The organism is Cupriavidus sp. NPDC089707 (assembly GCF_044748965.1).
GTDB lineage: Bacteria > Pseudomonadota > Gammaproteobacteria > Burkholderiales > Burkholderiaceae > Cupriavidus.
Map to the genome: position 1 here is coordinate 204,442 of NZ_JBIVHB010000002.1, position 23,159 is coordinate 227,600.

Consider the following 23,159-nt stretch of genomic DNA (forward strand, 5'->3'; position numbering starts at 1 on the left):
GGAGGGTCAGTCCGCAGATCAGTAGTTGATGTCCGCGCGGCGGTTTTCCGCCCACGAGGCTTCATCGTGGCCGGTGGCCTTGGGCTTTTCCTTGCCCAGGCTCACGGCTTCCATCTGGCCGTCGGGCACGCCCATCGAGGCCAGCGAACGGCGCACGGCTTCGGCGCGCTTCTGGCCCAGCGCCAGGTTGTACTCGCTGGTGCCACGCTCGTCGGTGTTGCCCTGGATCAGGATCTTGCGGCCCTTGTTGCTGCCCAGGTACTTGGCGTGCTCGGTCAGCATGCCCTGGTAGTCGGACTTGACGGTGTAGCTGTCGAAATCGAAGTACACGCTGCGCTTGGCCAGCGGGCTGTTCGGGTCGTTCAGCGGATCGGCGGCGGTCACAGGCGTGACGGCGCGCGGGTCCGCACCCGTGCCGGCCTTGCCGGCGCCGGCGTTGGCGGTGTCGTCCAGCTTGACGCCGGAGCTGCAGGCACCCAGGGCCAGCAGTGCGGCGACGGCAAGGGTTTTGCTCATCAGTTGGGGCATGGTGAATGACTCCTGTTATTGCATGAAAGGACCCCAGGACGGCTCGCGAACATCGCCGGACTGGAGGGACAGAACCTGCCGGGTACGCCCGTCAGTGGACACCGCCGCCAGCACCGCGCGACCGCCCACGCGGGTGGCATAGAGAACGTACTTGCCGTTGGCGGCGAAGCTCGGCGCCTCGTCGTTGGCCGTATCCGTCAGCGACGTCACGTCGCCGTTGCTCAGGTCCTGCAGTTGCAGCTTGAAGCCGCCCGCGCGCGAGATGTACGCCAGGTACTTGCCGTCCGGCGAGATGCGCGGGCTCACGTTGTAGCTGCCCTTGAAGGTGACACGCTGCGCCGCGCCGGACTCTTCGCCGCCGGCGGGCATGCGATAGACCTGCGGCGCACCGCCGCGGTCGCTGGTGAAGTAGATGCTGCGGCCATCGGGCGAGTACTGCGGCTCGGTATCGATGGCGCTGCTGCGCGACAGGCGGCGGATGCCCGAACCGTCGGCGTTCACCTGGTAGATCTGGGTATTTCCATCGCGCGACAGCGCCAGTGCCAGGCGCTGGCCGTCAGGCGACCACGACGGCGCACTGTTGTTGCCCTTCTGGTTCGACACCAGCGTGCGCTTGCCGCTGGCGAGGTCGTGCACGTACACCACCGGCTTCTTGGCTTCGAACGAGACATAGGCCACGCGGCGGCCGTCCGGCGACCACGACGGCGAGATGATCGGCTCGTTGCTGGTCAGCGCGACCTGCGAGTTCTGGCCGTCCGAGTCCGAGATCAGCAGCTGGTAGCGGCCGCCCACCTTCGACACGTACGACAGGCGCGTGGCAAACACGCCGCGCTCGCCCAGCAGCTTTTCATAGATGTAGTCGGCGATCTTGTGCGCGGTCACGCGCAGCTGGCCCTGGTTGACGGTGAAGGCCAGCCCGCCCAGGCTCTGGCCCTTGACCGTGTCGTACAGGCGGAAACGCACCTCGTACTGGCCACCTCCGGCCGGGGTCACGCTGCCGGCGACGAAGGCGTCGGCGCCGCGCGACTTCCAGCTGCCCAGGTCGACATTGGCGGATTCCGCCACCGTGGCGCCGCCCGGGTCGACATTGCGCAGGCGGCCGCTGCGCGCCAGGTCGGCGCGGATGATCGCGGTCAGGTTCTGCGGGGCCTGGGCCTCGCCCTGGAAATTGGCGGTAGCGACCGGGATCTGGCTGGAGCCAACCCCGGAGATCTCAACGTTGAGCTGCGCGTGCGCGGCACCGGCGGCCACGGTCAGTGCCGCGGCCAGCCACGCCATCAGCGCGCGGCGTCCCGCCCGGCGGGCGGCTCGTTGGTTTGCATGGTGCCGCCTCTCGGACAGCCAGTTGGGGGCCCAAAGCTTTCGCATGCTGCTCCTCAGTCGATTTCAAGATTCGTCGGGCACGGCAGGAATCAGGCAGACGGCGACACGGGCAGGACCGCGCATGGCGCATCCCCGTTGTGCGTGCGGTCTGCACACTGCCGGCTGCGTCAGGCAACCTGCCATCGTAGCGATGGGACTGAAAGCCGGCGATGAAGGTTGCATTATGTTGCAAATCATGGCCTGCCGGTCACTCAGTCCTTCGGCCGGAAGGTGATGGTAAAGCTGGCCGGCGCCTTGCCGTCCTCGTCGCGCGGCAGCGGGTCGGAACGTTCGACCGCGCGCAGCACGGCGTTGTCCCACGACGAATTGCCGCTGGACTTGGACAGCCGCGCCGACATCAGCGAGCCGTCCGGCGCCAGTCGCACCGATACCACCGCGCTCGGATTTCCCGGCACGTCTTCCGTGAACACGATGTTCGGCTTCACCCGGCGGCGCACGCGGTCGGCATAGCCCGGCGACGCCTTGCCGCCACCGCCGGCGCCCGCGCCGGTCGTGCTGCCCACGCCGCCACCGCCGGCACCGCCGCCGGCCAACGCCTGCAGGCGCGCCAGCTCGCTCTTGCGCTGTGCATTGGCAGCCGCCTCCGCTTGCGCCTTACCCTTGGCATCGGCCTGTGCCTTGGCCTTCGCCTCAGCCTGGGCCTTCGCCTTGGCGTCGGCCTGCGCCTTGGCCTTGGCGTCCGCGGCTTCCTTGCGCTCGCGCTCAGCCTGCTCCTTGCGATCCTGCTCCTGCTGCGCGGCCTTCTTCTTCGCGTCTTCCTTGCGCTGCGCTTCCTTGCGTTCGGTTTCCTTGCGCTCAGCCTCTTTGCGCTCGGCTTCCTTGCGCGCCGCGTCCTTGCGGGCTTCTTCCTTCCGTGCCTCTTCCTTGCGCTCGGCCTCCTTGCGGACCGCTTCCTTGCGCTCGGCTTCCTCGCGCGCGGCGGCCTCGGCCTGGCGCTTCTTTTTCTCGAGCGCGATGTCGGCGTCTTCCTCGACCTTGCTCTTCACCTGCGGCGCCGGCGGCGCGGGCACCGGGCGCGGCAGCACCACCGGCTCGGGCTCAGGCTCGCGCGGCGGCGGAGGCGGCGCGGTGGCGGCGGGGATCTCTTCCCACAGTTCGGCCTCGGCGCCTACCGGCGTGCTGCTCTGCCAGTGCACGCCGTAATACAGCACGATGCCCAGCAGCAGGTGCATGACGAGCGCGAGCACGAAGGAACGCATGGTTCCCCGCTCTCTCACCGGCTGGTAGGGATAGGCGGCGACGGTATTCATCGGGCGCAGCGGCAATCGCAATGGCTGTCAGTCGGGCGCATCAATGCGGCTTCGATACGGGTTCAATACGGGCTCAATACGGGCTCAACGCGTCAGGAAGTCTTGGACTTGACCATCAGGCCCACGCGCTTGATGCCGTCGGCCTTCAGGACCGACATGACATCGAGCACGGCTTCATACTTCACCGAACGGTCGGCTGCGATCACCACCGGCTGGTCGGGGTTCTCGTTCTGGCGCTGGTGCACGAAATCGAGCAGGCCCTGCTTGTCGAGCTTGCGCTCGAAGGCATTGCCCGCGTTGTCCTTGCCGCGCGCGGTCAAGTCGCCGTTCTCGTGCACGGTGACGACGATCGGCGGCGCCTTCTGCTGCGGCGTGGCGTTGGCCACGGTGGGCAAGTCCACGGTGGCGGGACTCACGATCGGCGCTGCCACCATGAAGATGACCAGCAGCACGAGCATGACGTCGATATAAGGCACGACGTTGATGTCGGCGCTTGCCCGGCGGCGCGAACCGCCGCGGCGCTGAATGGCTGCCATTGCAGGACTCCTGGAAACGACGGCAGCCCGGGCCGGTCACCCGGACTGCCTGTCTTGAATTCGGTTAGCGGGTCTGCCGTTGCAGGATGTTCAGGAACTCTTCCATGAAGCTTTCGAAACGGATCGCGAGGCGGTCGATTTCGGTGGCATAGCGGTTATAGGCGATCACCGCCGGGATCGCCGCGAACAAGCCGATCGCGGTGGCCACCAGCGCTTCGGCAATGCCGGGGGCCACCGATGCCAGCGTGGCCTGCTGCACATTCGACAGGCCGCGGAACGCGTTCATGATCCCCCACACCGTGCCGAACAGGCCGATATACGGGCTGACCGAGCCCACCGAGGCCAGGAACGGCAGGTGCGACTCGAGCACGTCCATCTCGCGCTGGTAGGCGGCGCGCATGGCGCGTCGGGCGGCGTCGAGCAGCGCGCCGGGTTCGTTGCCGCGCTCTCGCGCCTTCAGGAACTCGCCCATGCCGGATTCGAAGATCCGCTCGAGCGCGCCGGTGTTGTGGCGATTGTTGACGGCGCTGTTATATAGCGCCTGCAGATCGCCGCCGGCCCAGAAGTCGCGCTCGAACCCCTCGGTCTGGGTGCGCGCAGAGCGCAGCGCCAGGTGCTTGCGGAAGATATAGGTCCACGAAAACAGCGACATGACGAGCAACAGCACCATGACGGCCTGTGCCAGCAGGCTGGCGTGGAGCACCAGCGTTACGATCGACATGTCTTGCGTGACGGTCACGGGATTCATCGGGCGGACTTGATGGTAGCTAGGACGGGGGCGGGAATCGGGGCGGGACGAAAAGTGCTTCGATCGACACACCCGACGCGAATGGCGCCGGATGCAAGCATCAGCTCGTCACGCCAGGCCTCCTGCGTGAACTGGACCGAAGCCGGGCCGACCCGGTCGATGCGCGTGCGGATCTCGAGCTGGTCGTCGAGGCGGGCGGGCGCATTGTAGTCCACCGCCGTACTACGGACGATAAAGACCACGCCGGCCTCGTCGGCCAGCGCCTGCTGCTCGATACCGAGCGAACGCAGCCACTCGGTGCGGGCCCGTTCGAAGAACTTGAGGTAGTTGGCGTAGAACACTACGCCGCCCGCGTCGGTGTCTTCCCAGTACACCCGCAGGGTCCAGACAAAGTTTGTCATGGCCGCGATTGTAACGGAGAGAGTTAGCGGTTTCGTGTAAACCCGCAGTACGAGTTTGCAACAGCAAGTTGCTGGCCAGCCCTTGACCAGCCTTGGCTGGCGGGTTGACGGCTTGCGGCGGGCGCACTCTACGCGCTACACTGCGCGCAACCATTCCATCTTGCGCGACTGGCGAAGTCAGTGGGCACTACCACGAGGAAGCGCAAGTTCTCTGGCGTGTTGTTTCACACGCCTGCCGCTCGCCTGGGCAGCGAATGGGAAGCAGGGTGCGCCCTGCGCCGACGGCTGCAATGTGCCGCCAGCGCCGGTCGCCGCTAGCCTTCCCCGCGCGCCCTAACCGATGCTCCCGATGCTTGAATCGGATTCCCTTTTTTCAGACGAGTCTCGCCATGTTCGAACGCAGCCGTTTCACGATCGACCAGATCGACCCTGAGGTCTTTGCCGCCATCCAGAAGGAAAACCAGCGCCAGGAAGACCACATCGAGCTGATCGCCTCCGAAAACTACACCTCGCCGGCCGTGATGGCCGCGCAGGGTTCGCAACTGACCAACAAGTACGCCGAGGGCTATCCCGGCAAGCGCTACTACGGTGGCTGTGAGTTTGTCGACATGGTCGAGCAGCTGGCCATCGACCGCGTCAAGCAGCTGTTCGGCGCCGAGGCTGCCAACGTGCAGCCCAACTCGGGCTCGCAGGCCAACCAGGGCGTGTACTTCGCCGTGCTCAAGCCGGGCGACACCATCATGGGCATGAGCCTGGCCGAAGGCGGCCACCTGACCCACGGCATGGCGCTGAACATGAGCGGCAAGTGGTTCAACGTGGTCAGCTACGGCCTGAACGCGCAGGAAGACATCGACTACGACGCGCTGGAAAAGCTCGCGCAAGAGAAGAAGCCCAAGCTGATCATCGCCGGCGCTTCGGCCTTCGCGCTGCGCATCGACTTCGAGCGCATCGGCCGCGTCGCCAAGTCGATCGGTGCCTACTTCATGGTTGACATGGCCCACTACGCCGGCCTGATCGCCGCGGGCGTCTACCCGAACCCGGTGCCGCACGCCGACTTCGTCACCACCACCACGCACAAGAGCCTGCGCGGCCCGCGCGGCGGCGTGATCCTGATGAAGGCCGAGCATGAGAAGGCCATCAACTCGGCGATCTTCCCCGGCATCCAGGGCGGCCCGCTGATGCACGTGATCGCCGGCAAGGCCGTCGCGTTCAAGGAAGCGCTGACGCCCGAGTTCAAGGAATACCAGCAGCAAGTGGTGAAGAACGCCGCCATGCTGGCTGAGACCCTGATCGCGCGCGGCCTGCGCATCGTCTCGGGCCGCACCGAAAGCCACCTGATGCTGGTCGACCTGCGCCCCAAGAACATCACCGGCAAGGACGCCGAGCGCATCCTGGGCGAGGCGCACATCACCGTCAACAAGAACGCCATCCCGAACGATCCGGAAAAGCCGTTCGTGACCTCGGGCGTGCGCCTGGGCTCGCCGGCCATGACCACGCGCGGCTTCAAGGAAGAAGAAGCCCGCATCGTCGGCAACCTGATCGCCGACGTGCTGGAGAACCCGCACGACGCCGCCAACATCGCCAGCGTGCGCGAGCAGGTGGCTGCGCTGACCAAGCGTTTCCCGGTCTACGGCTGATGCTTCCAGGCCGCCCGTGAGGGTGGCCGGCAGCCCCGCAAGCCGCGCCCTGTCACATGACGCAGGCGTTCCGGCTTGCGGGCCTCGCCAACCCGCCGCCTGGCGCAGAACACCCACGCGGAACAGGCGACGGAATTCAACTGAAGGTGGTCCGGCATGAAATGCCCCTTTTGCGGTCATTCCAATACCCAGGTGCTCGACACGCGCATGTCGGAAGACGGCGATGCCGTGCGCCGGCGCCGCCGCTGCGAGTCCTGCGACCGCCGCTTCACCACCTATGAGCGGATCGAGCTGTTCTTTCCCGCCATCGTCAAGAAAAACGGTTCGCGCGTCGACTACGCGCGCGCCAAGCTGAAGGATTCGATGCGCCTGGCGCTGCGCAAGCGCCCGGTCTCGGCCGAGGCCATCGATGAAGCCATTACCCGCATCGAGGAACGACTGCTGTCACTGGGCGAGAAGGAAATCCCCAGCAGCCAGGTCGGCGAGCTGGTGATGCGCGAGCTGCGCAAGCTCGACAAGATCGCGTACATCCGCTTTGCGTCGGTGTATCGGAGTTTCGAGGATGTTTCCGAATTCTCCGATGTGCTCGCCGAAGTGACCGCGGGCAACAGCAAGCGCTGAGCGCCCTTCCCTTCCACGTCATTCAACTCGCCGTTCAACGCTCCCAGCAGTCCTGCCGGTACGCGGCGGGAGTCGCCCCGACCGCGTTCAGCCGCGTGCCAGCCTGGTCCAGCAGGTAGGTACCACAAGCGTCCGTCGCATCCACCGGCACAGCCTGCAGCACATAGCCGTTCGCCGTCAGCGAATTGGCCACGAGCGAGATGTTGTAGCGAACCCGGTTGCTGTCGCGCGGCGAGGTGCGGAACGCCGCCGGCAAGGCAAACGCCGCACCTGCGGTGTCCTGGTCGTAGCGCCCATTGACCGAGCGGAAGCGCTCAAGCTGCTGCGCCGCCTCTGTCATCATGCCGCGCGCATCGGTGCGGTAGCCGCGCCGCACGTGCTCGGTGTAGTTGGGGATGGCGATGGCGGCGATGATGCCGAGGATCGATACCGCGACCATCAGCTCGATCAGCGTCATGCCACCCATGCTCGGCATGACACGGCGGCTACGGAACCCGTTCATTGTGAAATCTGCCTCCACGACAGCCGGTTGCGGGCGATATTGCCCTTTTCGACCACGCTGATGACATCGCCCGTGGTGGCGCTGGCGACCTTGAGGTGGTCGCTGCTGCCGCCTCCCCCGGTAAAGATGGTCGAGCCGAAGTTGCCCTGCTGCGCGATGCCCGATACCACCAGCACCTTGTCGTTAACCTTCATGTTGTCGCCGCCGTCGACCTTGCCGTCACCATTGACGTCGAGCACCGGATACGGCAGCGCGGCGCCGGTCAGCGCGGCAAAATCGAGCAGGTTGGAGCTGATGCCACCGACGCACTCGTCGGTCGATGGCGTCAGCGTGGTGACGACCAGCCGTTCCGCGTCTGTCTTCGGCTTGACCACCACGCGTTCGCCCTGCGTCAGCAGGTCGATGTACCAGCCGCGCCGGGTGGTGTAGTCGACCGTATTGCTACTGAGCGTCAGGACGGGACGTGACACCCCGTCCACGATCGTCGAACCAGGCGTCAGCGTCTGCGCGCGCAGGTCGCTGCGCGTTGCCGCTGCGGCATTGTTGTCCCACACGCCGTAGACCGAGTTGTAGCCGGTGGCCGCGGTATCGGCGGCATCATAGAAGCGGCCGGTGCCAAAAGTCAGCAGGAACCCCTTCTTAGGATCCTTGGGATTGACTAGCGCGGTCGGCGCGGCGGTGATCGGCTGGGCCACGCCCGCGGCGCTTTGCGCGGTGAACAGCGGCGCGCCCTGCGTGGTGCCCATGCGGGCGCTCCACGCCGCCGGGTTGTCGCCGGCAAGGTCGAATTTCCACATCCTGCCTTTCAGGTCGCCGGCATAGACTGCCTGTATGGTCAGGTTGTCGTCATAGACCACTTCCGGGCTGCCCAGTCCGTTGTTGTTGCCGCTGGCGGCAGTCTCCTTCGAATCGGCATAGATCTTCTGGATGCCGTTGCTGGCAAACGGGTTGGCCAGGTCGACGATATATAGCACCGCCTTGCCGGTGTTGCTCTCGTAGCCGTTGCCGAAGATCGCCACCCATTTGCCGTTGTTGACGCGGCCGATCACCGGCGTGCCGAAGGTATAGCCCAGGTCATTGTCGCTATCGGCGGCGATCTCCCACATGACCTTCTTCTCGTCGAAGGCCGACGGGTCGGTCACGTCGAGCGCGAACATGCCCTTGCCGCCGGCGCCCATGCCGCCCACCAGCACCGTGCGCCAGCTGGCCGTGCTTTCCGTGCCGCGCCGGATGAAAACATCGCCGGCGCTTGGCGTGGCATCGACAAGGAAGCGATGGACGTAGTCGGGCGAAGCCAGCGCCTTGACCGAGTTGGTGCCGACGATCGCCTGGTTGGGCAGGTAGGCGAACTTCTCCACGCCGGTCAGCGCGTCGAAGCCGTGCAGCATGCCGTCGTTGGCGCCCACATAGATCATCGCGCGGCGATTGGTGCGGTTGTTGGCGAGGAAGCTGAAGTAACTGCCGCCGCCGTCTCCGTTCAGGTAGTCATAGCCGGCATCCGCGGCCTTCACGTAGATCGGCGAGGAATTGACGATGTCGCCCAGCACGTTGGACACCGAACCGCCGGCGCCGTTGTCGGTGACGCGGTCGCGATATTTGCCGCCGTTGCGCTTCTCCAGTGCGGTGTCGCCGCGCAGGTAGGCGACGATGGCCTTGTCGCCGCCCAGCGCAGTCTTCTGCGCGGTGGTCAGCGAGGCGTCGCTGTCGCTGGTCCACTGGAACGGCTTGCCGGCCGGTGCGGTACCGGGCGACCACGTATAGATCTTGCGCGACGTCGCGGCCGGCATCTGCTGGTAGGCATTCCAGTTGAGTGTCGTGAAGGCGCGGTCCGTGGCGTTATAGCTTTGCGACAGCAGTTCGCCCGTCCATGCCCCCGAGCGGAAGCGCGTCAGGAACAGCGCGGTGTCGGTATTCAGCGTGGTCGAGTTGGTCGCCGCCGACGAGGACGAGCCACTGCGCGAGGCGATCTGCGTCAGCGCGTTGTTCAGCGCCGCGGCAAGCCCGGTGGCGTCCCCCGCGCTGTAGTTGTCGGCACGCGTGTTCACCGCGGCATGCCAGAGATCGTCGATCTTGTTCTGGTCGCTGCTGGACGGCTTGGGCCAGCTGATCGTGCCCGCCTTCAGCCTGGCCAGGATGGCGTCGAGCACATCGCTGCGCGTGGCATTGGCGTTGGCCGGCTTGTTGGCCGGGTCAGACTCCAGCGAGCCCTTCACGCCCAGCCCCAGCGTGAAGGTGACCAGGTGCTGCCAGAAGGCTTCGTCGCGCGCATTGGTGGGCACGCGGTTCTCGGCGGTGCGCAGGTCGTTGACCCAGTACTTCATTGCCACGTCAGCGAGGGTATTCGAATAGCCGTCCTTGTACGGCGCCACCGGCTGGTACTGGTAAGCCGTGCCTGACACTGGCGTGACCTTTGAACCCTTGCTGCTGTCGACATCGCCAACCGAGGTGCTGTCGCTGTAATAGCCGTCGGTGGACAGGATGTGGTAGCTGGCGCGGCAGGCGCTCTCCCTGGTGCCGCCCGGCTCGACCCATGGCTGGGCGTTGTTCTGGAAATACTTGCCCACGGTGTCCATGCCGCCCAGCAGCGGCGTGCCATTGGCGCCGAGGTCCAGACTGTAGAAATCCTGGTAGAACTGCGTCTTGTTGGCGGTATTGAACGGCGCAACGGCGCGGCGGATGCCGGCGAAGCTGGACGAGCCCGCGCGCGTCCCGTCGTTGATGCTGGTGAAGCCTACGCGGATGGCTTCGTTCTGCCCGGCGAAGGCCTGTCCGACCGCCGCGCGCATGGCCAGGATGCGCGAGCGGTAATACTGGAACCAGTTGGCGAAGTTCTGGATTTCTTCGTCATAGGTGCAGATGGCCGATGATGCACAGTCCGTGCGCTTGCCGTTATGCGGAAACGTCGAGCCGGACCGGATTTCATAGCGCTTGAAGCATTTCAGGCTCGACGTGCTGGCGTTGCAGCCGCTGAGCGTGCTGTCGTACCGATAGTAGAGGGCCGGATAGAACGTTACCCTTTTTTCGCTGAAGCCCTTGCCATCGTCGTCCAGCCAGTACGCCTTGACGGTGTTGTCGGCGGTCAGATCGATCGAGCCGTTGTTTGGCAGCATCGGGTTGTACCAGGCCTGCTTTGGAGACGCCTTGGCCAGCTTGCCGGACGGATCGAACCATACGCCGTAGGTAACGTCCGGGTTGTAGTACGACACATTCAGCGCCGCCGTCCGGTAGCGTGCCGCCGCCAGCGAGGTGCTGCTGAAATTGACGACCGACGCCCTGGTGTCCTTGTAGTAGGTGCCGTCGGTCGAATAGACCTGGCCGCCGGAGGGCAACGGGAAGGTATAGATCAGCCAGTTGCCACGGTCGGGCGTCAGGTCCCAGCTGGATTCGGTGCCATTCGGCGACAGGCTCTCCGGCGTGATCTCGAACATCATCGAGCCGGAATCGTCCAGCGTGAACATCACGTTGGGCGCCACCGAGGTGCTGAAGATCAGCGGCTGCTGCGAAACCGCCGCGCCGCCGGCGGTGGGCAACAGCGCGATCGCGACAGCCATCGTCGCTGCGACGCCCTGGCGGAACCTCCTGGTGAAGCCTGTCATTGCCGTACCTCCGACTGGAGCGTGACCTGCGTGCCGGGATTGATGCCGGTGCCCAGCGCCGTCACCCGGTAATGGATATTGATCGGCATGCCGGTCTGCGGATTCCTGACCTTGGACGGCTTGCGGATCTCTTCGATAAAGCAGCGCGGCGGCGCCGCGGCTTCCTGCAGCGTGACACCGTCGCTGGCAGGAATGACGATGACGCTGGTGTTGGGCTCGGCGTTCACGCTGGTATCCCAGTTAGCCGGCACCTCCCAGAACTGGCGGCCGTTGGCATCGAGGTAGCCCAGCTTGAGCTGGCCGCTGCTGTCCATCGGCGGCCTGGCTGCGCTGACGATGGCACTCATGTCCTTGCGGTACATGCGGTTGAACAGCGCGGCCGGCTGCCCGGTGACCACCACCCCCTCGCAGAAGCGCAGCCCCAGCTCCGCCGCCTGGAACGCGACCTGGTGATCGCGGTTGTTGCCCGCAAGGCGTTCGTCGAACAGGCTGCCACGCATGCTCCATACGGTCAGCAACGACACCACCGCGATGATCACCAGCGCCACCACCAGCACCACGCCGCGCGCGCGGCGCCTGCGGAGCAGCAGGCCGTGCCCTTTTCTGTCCATGCGCTGGCTCATCTATCCCACCCGGTTGCGCAGCGCGAAGCTGCTGGTAAAGCGCCGGCGCAGGCGGCCGTCGGCGATGTTCTGCACGTTGTCGGCGCAGTCGCGGTAAGTCGTGGCGACATCCGCGTTGACCGGGCTGGGATCCGCCACCAGCAGGCATACACGCACGCTGACCACGCGGCTCCAGTCGGCTGCTGCCAGCGCGCTGGCCGGCTGGTACTGCGTGACGTTGGCGGAGTCGGCGTCCTGCGCCAGGCCGTAGGTCAGCTGCAGGTCCTGGACGTTCTCCAGGATCGGTTCGGTGCGCGACGCGGCCATGGTCGCGCCATCCGAGCCTCGGCACATCAGCGTGCTGCCGGTCACGTAGAAGGCGTTTTCGGCGACACCTCGAGCGACCGGGACGGCGCGCCCATTGCAATCGGTGACACTGGCCAGCGAACCGTCGATGCGCTGATAGCGCACCGTGATCGCATCTGCGTTGGCGGTCGCGGGTGCCACGCAGGCGCCCGTGCCGACATCGGCGAGCCCGCCCTCGCAACCAAGCACGGGCGCGCCATCGAACGTGACCGGGCGCGCGCTCAGCAGCGACAGATCGACGCGGCCCAGACCGGCCAGGCGCAACTGGTCGCCGATGACCGACAGGGCCCAGCGCGCGCCGTCATCGGCGCTGCGCAGGCCTTCCTGCGTGCGCGTGCTGCGCTGCGTGGTCAGGTAGAACGCGGTGATCGCTGCCAGCAGCAACAGGCTGAGCACCAGCGCGATCATGATTTCCACCAGCGAGCGGCCGCGGCTTGCGGTGCGACGCCGGATCAGGGCCGGAGCGTGACGGTCGCGCATGTGACTCCCCTGGTGTCAAACCCGGCCAGCGTGGCGAAGTAAGCGTTGGCCGCCGCGGAGCAAGCCGTGGCAGCAGCATTCGATGCGGGATCCTTCCAGTACAACTCCAGCCGGTAGCTGACAAAACCCGCCGGTACGGTGCCGGCCGGTGCCGCAACCGCGGGGGAAGTCCATACCGCCACGCCGGCGCCGGGCAGTTGCGCCGACAGCGCGCGCCACCATTGCGAGACGTCCCAGGCGGCATACTCCGCACCGTCGCAGGGAACCCGGCTGCAGTCCTTGGCCGGCGCGGCGGGAGGCTGCACGGCCAGCGCATCCAGGTAAGCGTTGGCGCTCTCGGGCACGCCTTCGGCCAGCCCCGACGTATTGGCGCGGATACGCTCGGACAAGTCGGTGGCCGCGTCGACGATGCTGTAGCGCACGCTGGCCCCTGAGCGGTAGCGCAGCGACGCCGCCTGCAGTGACATCATGCCGATCAGCACAATCGCGACCAGCACCATGGTGATCAGCACCTCGATCAGGCTTGCGCCGCGCTGGCGCTCCGCGGATGGGCTCAGCTGCATGCCGCAGTCCGCTGGTCGACGCGCCCGGCATGCGACACGCAGATATTCAGCGCACGGTCATCCGACCCGGATGCCGCCACGCGCAAGGCGAGCGCGCCATCGGCAGACAAGAAGCCGCGTGCACTGACCTGAATCGCCTGCAACGGCGCCGACAGCAACAGCGACAAGCCACCATTGCCGGCATCGCGCATACGGATGATTTCTTCGCCGGCGGCACGGAGCTGGTCGTTGTCGGTGTCCTGGAACACGATCCAGCGGCCGCCCCAGTCGGCCTGCGCATCCTGTGCGCAGACGGTGCTGGTCGCCGTTGTCGCCCGACAGATCGTCACGGGCGCGTTGCGGCGAATCGCTTCGCTGCGCGCCAGCGAGAACAGCCCCGCCACCTCGGCCGCCGCCGCATCGGCGCGGGCGCGTTCCAGGAAGCGCTGGAAGGAAGGAATGGCCATCGAAGTCGTGATCGCGATCAGCGCGATCACGACCATCAGTTCGATCAGCGTAAAGCCGGCCGAAGGCCGGGGGCGAGCCAGCGGTGAAGCGCGCACGCCATCGATGCCCGCGCGCTGCGCGCGAGCAGACGGCGAACGCCCTCCACACCCGGCCGCGCGGGTGCGAATTGGGCTGCCCATGTCAACGCAACCGGCTGACTGGCAAGCCTTGCTGCCAAGCTCGTGGAACGACCCTGCTCATGATGACCCCCGGAAAATTCCGTTCTGGCGACGGGTGCCTCTCTGCGGAGGCACGCCATGGCCACACCCGACTGCGTTCTTTTGATTTTGTCAGCCTGCCGTGGCGGCAGGCATTAGCCGGAAGACTGTGGATCAAGTTCCGGCCAAAGCGATACCCCGCCATAGTGGGGAATTCAATATGCGGTGTCAATACCACTTGGCAAGGAGATGATTCTCATTTGTCGTTGGCGGACAACGCTGTCAACGCTGCAATTCGTAGCTGGCGGCAGGTTAACCGCGGCCTAACCAAATTTTGCGCATCCATATCAGGCGTCTACAAACCGCATCGCGGCGGCCGGTTACGGTGGAGGTCCTGAAACGTCCTGGCGCCGCGCGACATGCACCACCCCTTCTCCCTGCCCTGCCGTCTGCCCAGACGTCTGCCTCGCCGTCCTGGCGCCTTCCGCGGCTACATCCTGTTCGAATCGCTCTGCGGGTTGGCCATTTTTACCGCCGGCCTGGCATCGCTCTCGATCCTTGGGCCGACTGGCCTTGGCTGGCAGCGAGCGCTGGATCAGGCCACTCATGACACGCGCAGGACAGCAGAGTCAGCCGAGCTGGCGCCATGGCCGGCCGGATTGCCGCTGAACAGCGTCGGTGCGGGGTTGCCATGAGAACGCTTCCGATGCGCCGCAATGCCTCTGGCTTTTCGCTGACCGAAGCCATGGTCGGCCTGGCGCTCGGGCTGATCGTAGCCGCCGTCGCCGCGGCGGCGTGGCAGGTGGCACTGTCCGCCTACCGCAGCGCAGCGGAGCGCGTGCTGCTGGAAGAGCGCGGCCAACGCGCGCTCGCCATCCTGGCCGCAGTGCTGCGCCAGGCCGGCTGGCATCCAGGCCCACTGGATGCGGCAGTGCCGCCCGCAGTCAGCGGCGCCGACGACTGCGGGCAGCCGGGCATCGCCGAGATGCCGACATGCGCTCGCCGCGGCGTCGCGCAAAGCGACGCCCTGCTAGTGCGGTTCAGTGGCCAGGGGCAGCCCGGCGATCCGAGCCAGCCCGACGAGACGATGCTCGATTGCAGCGGCTATCCGCTGGCAGCACGCGTAGCCGGGGCCGAAAGCGCCACGGATTTTGTCGCGGCAAACCTGCTCTACATCGCCGCCGCGGTGGACGGCGAGCCGCAACTGCTGTGCCGGTACCCGTCTCGTCACAACGGCCAGGTCGACGGGCACGGCTGGACTTCCGGCGCACTGGTCCGTGGCGTGGCATCGCTGCAGCTGCGCTACGGGGTAGACATCGATGGCGACGGGCAGCCCGACGCGTTCCTGCCCGCCGCACGGATCCAGGCAATGGGAGCGCAGGCATGGCATCGCGTGCTGGCAGTGCAGATCGCGCTCGCCCTGCAGGGCGAGCAACGCGGTGCTGCCGGCGGCGCTGCCGGCGTGGCACGCGCTGACGACGCACTGGCCGACCTGCAGGCTGCGCCGGTCGACACGAAGCGCGCCAACCGCCGCGTGTTCGCCACGACGGTCCGCTTGCGCAATGCCCCGCGCTGCGAGGAGACACTATGTTGAGGCACCACACCATGACGCAGGCTGGCGGCATCACGCTGCTGTTCGCGGCGACGATGCTGCTGCTGGTCTCCGCCACCGCGGCGGCGATACTGCAGATGCTGCTGGCAGGCCGACAGCTGGCGGTCGCCGGCCGCGACCGCGAGATCGCGTTCCGGGCAGCCGAAGCGGCGCTGCTCGAGGCGGAAGCCGAAGTGCTCGCCGCTACCGGCAGCCAGGGCGACCGCCTGGACCAGTGGCCCGCCGCAGGTCAATGCAGCGGCGGCGCGCAGGCATGGCTGTGCAACACCGCGAACGCACGGACGCCGGTATGGCAGCCGTGGCTGGATGGCTCGGCAACAGGCCTGGCGATTGGCGTGCCGGTGAGCACCTCTGCCGGCGTGCCGGAAGCTTTCGTGCCCGAAGCCGTTGCGGGGTCGCACACCGCGGCGCGTTACGTTGCCGAACTGCTTGACGACGGCCCCTTGATCGACGAAGGCAGGCCTGCCCTGCCGCGGCTGCGCATCACCGCAGTCGGCTTCGGCCGTACGCCCGCGGTACGGGCCGTCGTGCAGAGCGTGATACAGCCATGAACGCACGCGCCGCTCTCCTGCTTGCATGCGTGCTCGCACTGATCCCCGCGCTCGCGATTCCGGCCGGCAATGACCGCACCGCAGGCCGCCTCCCGGTCGCCTACCTGATCGAACCCGGCGCCAGGCCCTGGACCGGGCGGTTGCGCGCGGTCGGCTGGCAGGCGTCGCTGCTAGCAACTGACGATGATCGTCAGCCATTGTCGGGTCTGTGGGAAGCGGGAGCCTTGCTGGATGCCAGGCAACCCGCATCGCGCAGGATCTACACCTCGCTGCAGGCCGCCATACCCCAGCCGGAGCGGCTGGCGGCGCTTCAGTGGCCCGAACTGGACGAGGCCATGCGCGAGCGCCTGGACACCCAGCAACTGGCGTGGCTGCGCGGCGACAACGCCAATCCCGCACTGCGCCCGCGCGACACGCGGCTGGCCAGCGCGCGCGGCGCTCACGTGCTGGTGGTCGCACCGCCGGCCTGGCAGCCGGGGCAGCCTGGCCATGCATCCTTCCGCGTGCGGTACGCACAGCGGCCACACCTGGCATGGATCGGCACCGTTGACGGCCAGCTGCACGGCTTCGATGCGATCACCGGCGAGGAGCGTGCCGCCTACCTGCCGCGCACGCTGCTGCCGCTTGCCGCCGCCATGGCCGACCCCAAGGCGCCGGTCGCGCCCAATCCGTGCCCACGGCCGGAAAGCACCGACGCCGTCGTCGGCGGTGTCTGGCGCACGCTGCTGCTGTGCGCGTTCCGCGGCGGACCGGAGGACATCGCCGGGGTGTTTGCGCTCGACATCACCGAACCAGACGCCGCGCCACCATTGCGGTTGTTGTGGGAGCACGCAGCCACGGCGGAATCGCCGCTTGCCGGCACTGGCCCGGTTCGCGCAGCCGCACTGGGCGACGGCCACGCACAACGCTGGCATGCCGTCGCACTGCTGGCACCGCCTGCCGAGCCCGGCCTCGCCCTGCTGCCGCTCGACACGCCAGCGGCGCCATGGCGAATGCTGCGCGTGGCCGCACAAGGGTGCGACGGCAAGTTGGCCACGGCCGCGCTGCGCACCGTGACGGTGGCGACGGCGTTCGACGGCACGGCGCTGGCCGCCTACGCCACCGATGACGCGGGCCAGCTATGGCGCTTTGCGCTGGGCGATGTCTTGCGGCAGACCGCACCGCCAGCCACCTGCCTGCACCGCTTGCGCAGCGGGCCCGGCGTCGTAGAGCCGGCGTCGCCGGTGGTGCTCGGCACGCCAGCACAACCGCTCGTGGTCTATGGGGCCGGCAACGAATTGGCAGCCGTGGCAGATGGCAGCCATGCCGCCGGCCAGCCCGCCAGTATCGAAGCGCGGGCGCAGGGCGACGGCTTTGTGCTCCAGGCCATGCCGGGCACGAACCCGTCGGGGCAAACGGTGGGTTGGCACCTTGTCCTGCCCGATGCGGGCGAACTGGTCGAGCACGTCAGCCTGGCCTCGCCAGGCTATCTTGTCTTCGTGACCCGGCTGCCGGATGGCCGGCAACGGACCTACCTGGTGCTGGCAGCCAGTGGCGAGTCGGTCGGCCGCAATGCGGACGGTGCCCCACTGCTTCCCTTTGTCACGGGACAAGTCAGCGGCACCGCCGACGCAAGCGCGCCGATCCTCACTCGCGAACCCTTGCCGGGGACGGCACCCCAGGCCGGCAGCGCCGGCCGCGAGGTCCAGGCGGTGGCGTCATGGGCATTGAAGGACGGCGTAGCCACGCGCCTGGCACACGTGGTGGCAAGCCGCCGCACCGGGCGCCTGGCATGGCGCGAACTGACCGGTCCGGCAAAGGAGACCGCGCCATGAGGTCAGGCGGCTTTTCCCTGGTCGAGCTGATGGTCGTGGTAGTGATCTCAGCCCTGCTGGCCTCTCTTGCCGTGCCCACCTGGCACGAGCATCTTCGGCGCGGCTGGCGCGCCCAGGCACGCGCGGAGCTGGCCGCCGCATTGCTGGAGCTGGAACGGCACGCCGCACAAGCCATGAGTTTTGCCGTTCAGCCCGGCGACGATACCGTTGCCGGCGACTGGCCGCGCCCGGTACCCGCTGCCGGCCTGGCACGCCATGTCATTTCGCCGACGCCCTGTCCTGCGGCAAGCCTGGATACCTGCGTGGAACTGCGCGCCACGCCGAGCCAGCCGGATCGGCAGTGCGGCGTGCTGATCCTGCGCAGCACCGGCCAGTGGCTGTCGTGGCCTGACAACGTGGAACGGCCGGGTCCGCTGCCGGCCGATTGCTGAGATGCCCCCCGTTTCTCGCTGCGCCGGCCTGAGCCTGGCCGAGCTGCTGGCCTGCCTGTCCATCTTGTCGGTGCTGGCCGCCACGGCCTGGCCATCCTTCAGCGAACTGCTGGCGCGCCAGGCGGTGGATCAGGCCGCCGACCGGCTTGCCACGTCGTTGGCGCTGGCACGCTCCATCGCCATGGCGCGCCGCGTCGAAGTGACGTTGCAGCCACTGGCCGGGCAGCCCGAACTGGACCGCGGCTGGCAACTGGTGGCCGGGTCCGGCCAGGACACGACGCCGCTGGCGGTGGTCGAGCCCGCCACGCCCTGCCTGCGCGTGACGCTGCGGCAGACCGGCCGCGACAGCCATACGGTGCGATTCACAGCTGTGGGATACTCTCGGTCTGAACAAGGCGGCTTCCAGGCCGTCACCTTCGCGCTCAGCTGCCGCGGCGCGCAGCGCCAGGTGCGCCTTGGCGCCCAAGGCCGCATCCGGCTCTGCACGCCGGGCCGCGACAGCGATTGCGACGCGGCGGACGGCCCCGAGCCGCCGTAACCCTGGAACCCGGACAGACTCTTCTCCCATCCACAGCAAACCGGCCACGAGCTACAGGCGCCATGTTTTCCGATACCGACCACGCCGCCATGCAACAGGCTCTCGCGCTCGCCGCGCGGGGCATGTTCAACACCACGCCCAATCCGCGCGTCGGCTGCGTGCTGGTCAAGGACGGCCAGGTCATCGGCCAGGGTTATACCCAGCCGGCCGGACAGGACCATGCCGAAATCCAGGCGATGAAAGACGCGCTGTCGCGCGGACTGGATCCGGACGGTGCCACCGCCTACGTCACGCTCGAGCCGTGCAGCCACTTCGGCCGCACGCCCCCATGCGCCGATGCGCTGGTGCGCGCCGGCGTGGCGCGGGTGGTGGCGGCAATGGAAGACCCCAACCCCTCGGTCTCCGGACGTGGCCTGCAGCGGCTGCGCGATGCCGGCATCGACGTGCGCTGCGGCCTGCTGGAAAAGGAAGCGCGCGATCTCAACATCGGCTTCGTGTCGCGCATGACGCGCGGGCTGCCGTGGGTGCGGGTCAAGGTGGCGGCGTCGATGGACGGCGGCACCGCGCTGCATGACGGCACCAGCCAGTGGATCACCAGCCAGGCGGCGCGCGACGACGGCCATGCCTGGCGCGCACGCGCCTGCGCGATCCTGACCGGCATCGGCACGGTCCGCGACGACGACCCGGCGCTGACTGTACGCGCGCTTGCCACCCCACGCCAGCCGCAGCGGGTCCTGGTCGATTCGCGGCTGGAAGTGCCGCTCGACGCTAAGATCCTGACCCCGGACGCCGGCGAGTTCGCCAAGCCGGTGCTGGTGTTCTGCGCCGTGGACGACCGCGAACGCCAGCGGGCGCTGGAAGCGCGCGGCGCCGAAGTGGTGGTCCTGCCCAACCCGCACGGCAAGGTCGAGCTGCCCCGGATGCTGCAGGAACTTGGCCGGCGCGGCATCAACGAATTGCACGTCGAAGCGGGCTTCAAGCTCAATGGCTCGCTGGTGCGCGAACACTGCGCCGACGAGCTGCTGATCTACCTGGCGCCCAAGCTGCTCGGCGACGCGCAGGGCATGTTCAACCTGCCGCCGCTGGCGCGGCTGCAGGATGCCGCGCAGTTCCGCTGGCATGAAGTCCGGCAGATCGGCGACGATCTGCGGCTGATCGCGCGCCGCAACGACGCCTGACCGGCAAACCCAGATTGACGAAGACAGAAGACACCACCATGTTCACAGGCATTGTCGCGGCCGTCGGCCGCATTGAAACCGTAACCCCGCTGGGTGCCGCCGATGCCGGCGTGCGCCTGCATATCGCCGCTGGCGGCCTGGACCTGTCCGATGTGATCATCGGCGACAGCATCGCGATCCAGGGCGCGTGCATGACGGTGATCGCCATGGATGCGGACAGCTTCGACGTCGAGGTCTCGCGCGAATCGCTCGACAAGACCGTCGGCCTGGAGCGCGCCGGCCGCGTCAACCTGGAGAAGGCGCTGCGGCTGGCCGATCGCCTCGGCGGCCATCTGGTCTCCGGGCATGTCGACGGGCTGGGCGACGTGGTGCATTTCGCGCCCGTCGGCGAATCGCATGAACTGCGCATCCGCGCGCCGCGCGAGCTGGCCCGGTACCTGGCCTACAAGGGCTCGGTGGTGGTCAACGGCGTCTCGCTGACGGTCAACCGCGTCAGCGACGAAGCCGACGGCTGCGTGTTCTCGATCAACCTGATCCCGCACACGGTCGAGGTCACCACGCTGCAGGAGCTTAAGCCCGGCGCCCGCGTGAACCTGGAAATCGACCTGATCGCGCGCTACGTGGAGCGGATGCTGTCGACCGCTGACACCGGCAAGTAGGCCCCGGCAAGTAGGCCCGCGCCGCCGCACTTTCCCGCGGCGCGGCCGCCCGCACCGCCTGCCTTGGCGTACAATACCGGGCTTGACTGGGCATCCTGCCGGGCGTATATGCCCTGCGGGCCCGGCCCGACGCCCCGCCTCAGTCCGGCCGCCTTCCGACGCGGCCACCGTTCCCGTCCGCCTTATTCGCGGCATTTCGCTCGTTTCGCCTCAATTTGCCGTCCTGCACGCCATGACAATCGCCCGTACCGAAGACATCATTGCCGACATCCGTGCCGGCCGCATGGTCATCCTTGTTGACGAGGAAGACCGCGAGAATGAAGGCGACCTGGTGCTGGCCGCCGACTTCGTCACTCCGGAAGCGATCAACTTCATGGCCAAGCACGGCCGCGGCCTGATCTGCCTGACGCTGACCGCCGAGCGCTGCCGCCAGCTGGACCTGCATCCCATGGTCACCCGCAACGGCACCCAGCACGGCACCAACTTCACGGTGTCGATCGAGGCCGCCGAAGGCGTGACCACCGGCATCTCGGCCGCCGACCGCGCCCGCACCGTGCAGGCCGCGGTGGCCCGCGACGCCAGGCCCGCCGACCTGGTCCAGCCCGGCCACATCTTCCCGCTGACGGCCCAGCCCGGCGGCGTGCTGATCCGCGCCGGCCATACCGAGGCCGGTTGCGACCTGGGCGCCCTGGCCGGCCTGACGCCGGCCGCCGTGATCTGCGAGATCATGAAGGACGACGGCACCATGGCGCGCCTGCCCGACCTGATCGAATTCGCCCAGGAACACGACCTGAAGATCGGCACCATTGCCGACCTGATCCACTACCGCAGCCGCACCGAGAGCATTATCGAGCGCGTGGGTGAACGCGCCATGCAGACGCCGTACGGCACCTTCCACAGCATCGCCTACCGCGACAAGCCGACTGGCCAGGCCCACCTGGCACTGGTGCGCGGCACGCCGACACCGGACAAGGAAACGCTGGTGCGCGTGCACGAGCCTTTCTCGGTACTGGACCTTCTGGAAGTGAAGTCGACGACGCACTCGTGGAGCATCCCGGCAGCGATGCAGGCCATCGACCAGGCCGACAGCGGCGTGATCGTGCTGTTGAACTGCGGCGACACCGTCGAGCAGCTGTTCACGCAGTTCACCGCGCTGGACGCCCCGCAAACCCGCCCCCGCCGCAAGCCGGACCTGCGCACCTACGGCATGGGCGCGCAGATCCTGAAGGATGTCGGCGTCGGCAAGATGCGCGTGCTGGCCACCAGGCAGCGCATGCCCAGCATGACCGGCTTCGACCTGGAAGTGACCGGCTACCAGCCCATGAGTGGCCAGGCCGACTAAGCTTCCCCCAAATACCCCGGCCGCGGCGCCATGCCGCCACGGCCGCCCCGAAAACTGGAGAACTGAACAATGGATCACGGCTTCTACCCCAGCAACCTCGACGGTGAAGGCCTGCGTATCGGCATCGTGCAGGCCCGCTTCAACGAGCCGGTCTGCGCCGAACTGCTCGAAGCCTGCGTGGCCGAGCTGGAAAAGCTCGGCGTCGAAGGCGAGGACACCCTGGTGGTGACCGTCCCCGGCGCGCTGGAAGTGCCGCTGGCACTGCAGAAGATGGCCGAGAGCGGCCAGTTCGACGCGCTGGTCGCGCTCGGCGCCGTGGTGCGCGGCGAGACCTACCACTTCGAGCTGGTCTCGAACGAATCCGGCGCTGGCATCACCCGCGTCGGCCTGGATTTCAACGTGCCGGTCGCCAACGGCATCCTGACCGTCGATACTGACGAGCAGGCCCATTCCCGCACCCGCGAAAAGGGCCGCGACTGCGCCCGCGCCGCGGTGGAGATGGCCAACCTGGTCGACGCGCTGGACTCGCTGCGCGGCCAGGAAGACGATGAGGACGATGATGAGTGATACGTCCAACGCCCCCGACAATGCGGGCGGCAATTACGGCGGCAAGTCCGCCAGCAACAACGCCGGCAACAAGCCCGCGGCCCGCACCGAAGCCAAGGCACCGCCCAAGAGCGCACGCCGCCGCTCGCGCGAGCTGGCGCTGCAGGGCCTGTACCAGTGGCTGCTGAACCGCAACGACATCGGCGCGATCCAGGCTCACCTGCATGACGCGCAAGGCTTCAACAAGGCCGACCGCGAGCACTTCGACGCGCTGCTCAATGGCGCCGTGCGTGAAGAGGCCCGCCTGACCGCCGCGTTCGAGCCGTTCCTGGACCGCACCGTGGACGAGCTGTCGCCGGTGGAGCGCGCCGCGCTGCTGGTCGGCAGCTACGAGCTGGTGCACTGCATCGACATCCCGTACAAGGTCGTGATCAACGAAGCAGTCGAACTGACCAAGACCTTTGGCGGCGTCGAAGGCTACAAGTACGTCAACGGCGTGCTGGACAAGCTCGCCGCGCAGGTGCGCGCGACCGAGGTCGCGGCGCGCCGCTGAGCCAGGCACGCGCCGGAGCCGGTGCAAGTGCCGGCGCCCGGACCTGACGAAACACCCGCCGCGGCGGGTGTTTTCGTT

24 protein-coding genes and 1 riboswitch are annotated in these 23,159 nt (G+C 67.5%); of the genes, 12 read left to right on the forward strand and 12 right to left on the reverse strand.

From position 1 onward, the window contains the following. Positions 1–18: 18 nt before the first annotated feature. The 6 genes from pal to ybgC form a co-directional block, all read right to left on the reverse strand. Entirely contained in the window at positions 19–528 is a 510-nt protein-coding gene (gene pal / locus ACIP1U_RS04295; RefSeq protein ID WP_400312194.1) for a peptidoglycan-associated lipoprotein Pal, read from the reverse strand. Positions 529–543: 15 nt separating this feature from the next. After that, positions 544–1,896 (reverse strand): Tol-Pal system beta propeller repeat protein TolB, encoded by a 1,353-nt coding sequence (tolB, locus tag ACIP1U_RS04300; protein ID WP_400312196.1) that lies wholly within the window; start codon positions 1,894–1,896, stop codon positions 544–546. Between the two features lie 206 nt (positions 1,897–2,102). Next, positions 2,103–3,161: a cell envelope integrity protein TolA gene (gene tolA, locus ACIP1U_RS04305; RefSeq protein ID WP_400312198.1), complete on the reverse strand. Its 1,059-nt coding sequence runs from the start codon at positions 3,159–3,161 to the stop codon at positions 2,103–2,105. A gap of 92 nt (positions 3,162–3,253) precedes the next feature. Beyond that, on the reverse strand, positions 3,254–3,697 hold the full coding sequence (gene tolR, locus ACIP1U_RS04310) for a protein TolR (protein ID WP_029045462.1): 444 nt from the start codon (positions 3,695–3,697) through the stop codon (positions 3,254–3,256). A gap of 64 nt (positions 3,698–3,761) precedes the next feature. After that, positions 3,762–4,445, reverse strand: coding sequence for a protein TolQ (gene tolQ / locus ACIP1U_RS04315; RefSeq protein WP_400312200.1), 684 nt, complete (start codon positions 4,443–4,445; stop codon positions 3,762–3,764). Further along, positions 4,442–4,846: a tol-pal system-associated acyl-CoA thioesterase gene (ybgC, locus tag ACIP1U_RS04320; RefSeq protein ID WP_029045460.1), complete on the reverse strand. Its 405-nt coding sequence runs from the start codon at positions 4,844–4,846 to the stop codon at positions 4,442–4,444. The genes tolQ and ybgC overlap by 4 nt, the downstream gene beginning before the upstream one ends. Positions 4,847–5,000: 154 nt before the next feature. Then, positions 5,001–5,102: riboswitch (ZMP/ZTP riboswitch) on the forward strand. A gap of 133 nt (positions 5,103–5,235) precedes the next feature. Between ybgC and glyA the strand changes: the two genes are divergently transcribed. Beyond that, positions 5,236–6,483 carry a serine hydroxymethyltransferase gene (gene glyA / locus ACIP1U_RS04325; protein ID WP_400312202.1) on the forward strand — a complete coding sequence of 416 codons (1,248 nt, stop codon included), beginning with the start codon at positions 5,236–5,238 and terminating at the stop codon, positions 6,481–6,483. A gap of 156 nt (positions 6,484–6,639) precedes the next feature. Then, positions 6,640–7,104, forward strand: a complete 465-nt coding sequence (gene nrdR / locus ACIP1U_RS04330) for a transcriptional regulator NrdR (RefSeq protein ID WP_133092423.1) — start codon at positions 6,640–6,642, stop codon at positions 7,102–7,104. Between the two features lie 34 nt (positions 7,105–7,138). Here nrdR and ACIP1U_RS04335 read toward each other — a convergent pair whose 3' ends face one another. From ACIP1U_RS04335 to ACIP1U_RS04360, 6 genes are read right to left on the reverse strand one after another with little or no spacing between them, the layout of a single operon-like run. After that, the gene (locus ACIP1U_RS04335; RefSeq protein ID WP_400312204.1) at positions 7,139–7,606 is read right to left on the reverse strand and encodes a type IV pilin protein; all 468 of its coding nucleotides are present in this window, start codon (positions 7,604–7,606) and stop codon (positions 7,139–7,141) included. Next, positions 7,603–11,202, reverse strand: a complete 3,600-nt coding sequence (locus ACIP1U_RS04340) for a pilus assembly protein (protein WP_400312206.1) — start codon at positions 11,200–11,202, stop codon at positions 7,603–7,605. The genes ACIP1U_RS04335 and ACIP1U_RS04340 overlap by 4 nt, the downstream gene beginning before the upstream one ends. Continuing rightward, a complete protein-coding gene (locus ACIP1U_RS04345; RefSeq protein ID WP_400312208.1) occupies positions 11,199–11,813 on the reverse strand; it encodes a PilX N-terminal domain-containing pilus assembly protein in 615 nt (204 codons plus the stop codon). The genes ACIP1U_RS04340 and ACIP1U_RS04345 overlap by 4 nt, the downstream gene beginning before the upstream one ends. Positions 11,814–11,825: 12 nt before the next feature. Beyond that, positions 11,826–12,650, reverse strand: a complete 825-nt coding sequence (locus tag ACIP1U_RS04350; protein WP_400312210.1) for a PilW family protein — start codon at positions 12,648–12,650, stop codon at positions 11,826–11,828. Further along, on the reverse strand, positions 12,623–13,213 hold the full coding sequence (gene pilV, locus ACIP1U_RS04355; RefSeq protein WP_400312212.1) for a type IV pilus modification protein PilV: 591 nt from the start codon (positions 13,211–13,213) through the stop codon (positions 12,623–12,625). Before pilV ends, ACIP1U_RS04350 begins: the two co-directional genes overlap by 28 nt. Continuing rightward, positions 13,204–13,839, reverse strand: coding sequence for a GspH/FimT family pseudopilin (locus tag ACIP1U_RS04360; RefSeq protein WP_400312214.1), 636 nt, complete (start codon positions 13,837–13,839; stop codon positions 13,204–13,206). Before ACIP1U_RS04360 ends, pilV begins: the two co-directional genes overlap by 10 nt. Before the next feature lie 709 nt (positions 13,840–14,548). On the opposite strand from ACIP1U_RS04360, the gene ACIP1U_RS04365 reads away from it, so the two are divergent. The 10 genes from ACIP1U_RS04365 to nusB all read left to right on the forward strand — a co-directional run bounded on the left by ACIP1U_RS04365 (position 14,549) and on the right by nusB (position 23,081). Next, on the forward strand, positions 14,549–15,451 hold the full coding sequence (locus ACIP1U_RS04365) for a PilW family protein (RefSeq protein WP_400312216.1): 903 nt from the start codon (positions 14,549–14,551) through the stop codon (positions 15,449–15,451). Next, positions 15,445–16,020 carry a hypothetical protein gene (locus ACIP1U_RS04370; protein WP_400312218.1) on the forward strand — a complete coding sequence of 192 codons (576 nt, stop codon included), beginning with the start codon at positions 15,445–15,447 and terminating at the stop codon, positions 16,018–16,020. The genes ACIP1U_RS04365 and ACIP1U_RS04370 overlap by 7 nt, the downstream gene beginning before the upstream one ends. Further along, on the forward strand, positions 16,017–17,834 hold the full coding sequence (locus ACIP1U_RS04375) for a pilus assembly protein PilY (protein ID WP_400312220.1): 1,818 nt from the start codon (positions 16,017–16,019) through the stop codon (positions 17,832–17,834). The genes ACIP1U_RS04370 and ACIP1U_RS04375 overlap by 4 nt, the downstream gene beginning before the upstream one ends. Further along, entirely contained in the window at positions 17,831–18,265 is a 435-nt protein-coding gene (locus ACIP1U_RS04380) for a type IV pilin protein (protein WP_400312222.1), read from the forward strand. The genes ACIP1U_RS04375 and ACIP1U_RS04380 overlap by 4 nt, the downstream gene beginning before the upstream one ends. A gap of 1 nt (position 18,266) precedes the next feature. Next, positions 18,267–18,803 (forward strand): GspH/FimT family pseudopilin, encoded by a 537-nt coding sequence (locus ACIP1U_RS04385; RefSeq protein WP_400312224.1) that lies wholly within the window; start codon positions 18,267–18,269, stop codon positions 18,801–18,803. A 62-nt stretch (positions 18,804–18,865) separates the two neighbouring features. Then, positions 18,866–19,981, forward strand: coding sequence for a bifunctional diaminohydroxyphosphoribosylaminopyrimidine deaminase/5-amino-6-(5-phosphoribosylamino)uracil reductase RibD (ribD, locus tag ACIP1U_RS04390; protein ID WP_400312226.1), 1,116 nt, complete (start codon positions 18,866–18,868; stop codon positions 19,979–19,981). 38 nt (positions 19,982–20,019) lie between these two features. Further along, positions 20,020–20,640, forward strand: a complete 621-nt coding sequence (locus tag ACIP1U_RS04395) for a riboflavin synthase (RefSeq protein ID WP_400312228.1) — start codon at positions 20,020–20,022, stop codon at positions 20,638–20,640. A 232-nt stretch (positions 20,641–20,872) separates the two neighbouring features. Further along, on the forward strand, positions 20,873–21,982 hold the full coding sequence (gene ribBA / locus ACIP1U_RS04400) for a bifunctional 3,4-dihydroxy-2-butanone-4-phosphate synthase/GTP cyclohydrolase II (RefSeq protein ID WP_400312230.1): 1,110 nt from the start codon (positions 20,873–20,875) through the stop codon (positions 21,980–21,982). 69 nt (positions 21,983–22,051) lie between these two features. After that, positions 22,052–22,549: a 6,7-dimethyl-8-ribityllumazine synthase gene (gene ribH / locus ACIP1U_RS04405; RefSeq protein WP_400312232.1), complete on the forward strand. Its 498-nt coding sequence runs from the start codon at positions 22,052–22,054 to the stop codon at positions 22,547–22,549. Then, positions 22,542–23,081: a transcription antitermination factor NusB gene (gene nusB / locus ACIP1U_RS04410; RefSeq protein ID WP_400312234.1), complete on the forward strand. Its 540-nt coding sequence runs from the start codon at positions 22,542–22,544 to the stop codon at positions 23,079–23,081. Before ribH ends, nusB begins: the two co-directional genes overlap by 8 nt. Positions 23,082–23,159: the final 78 nt, after the last annotated feature.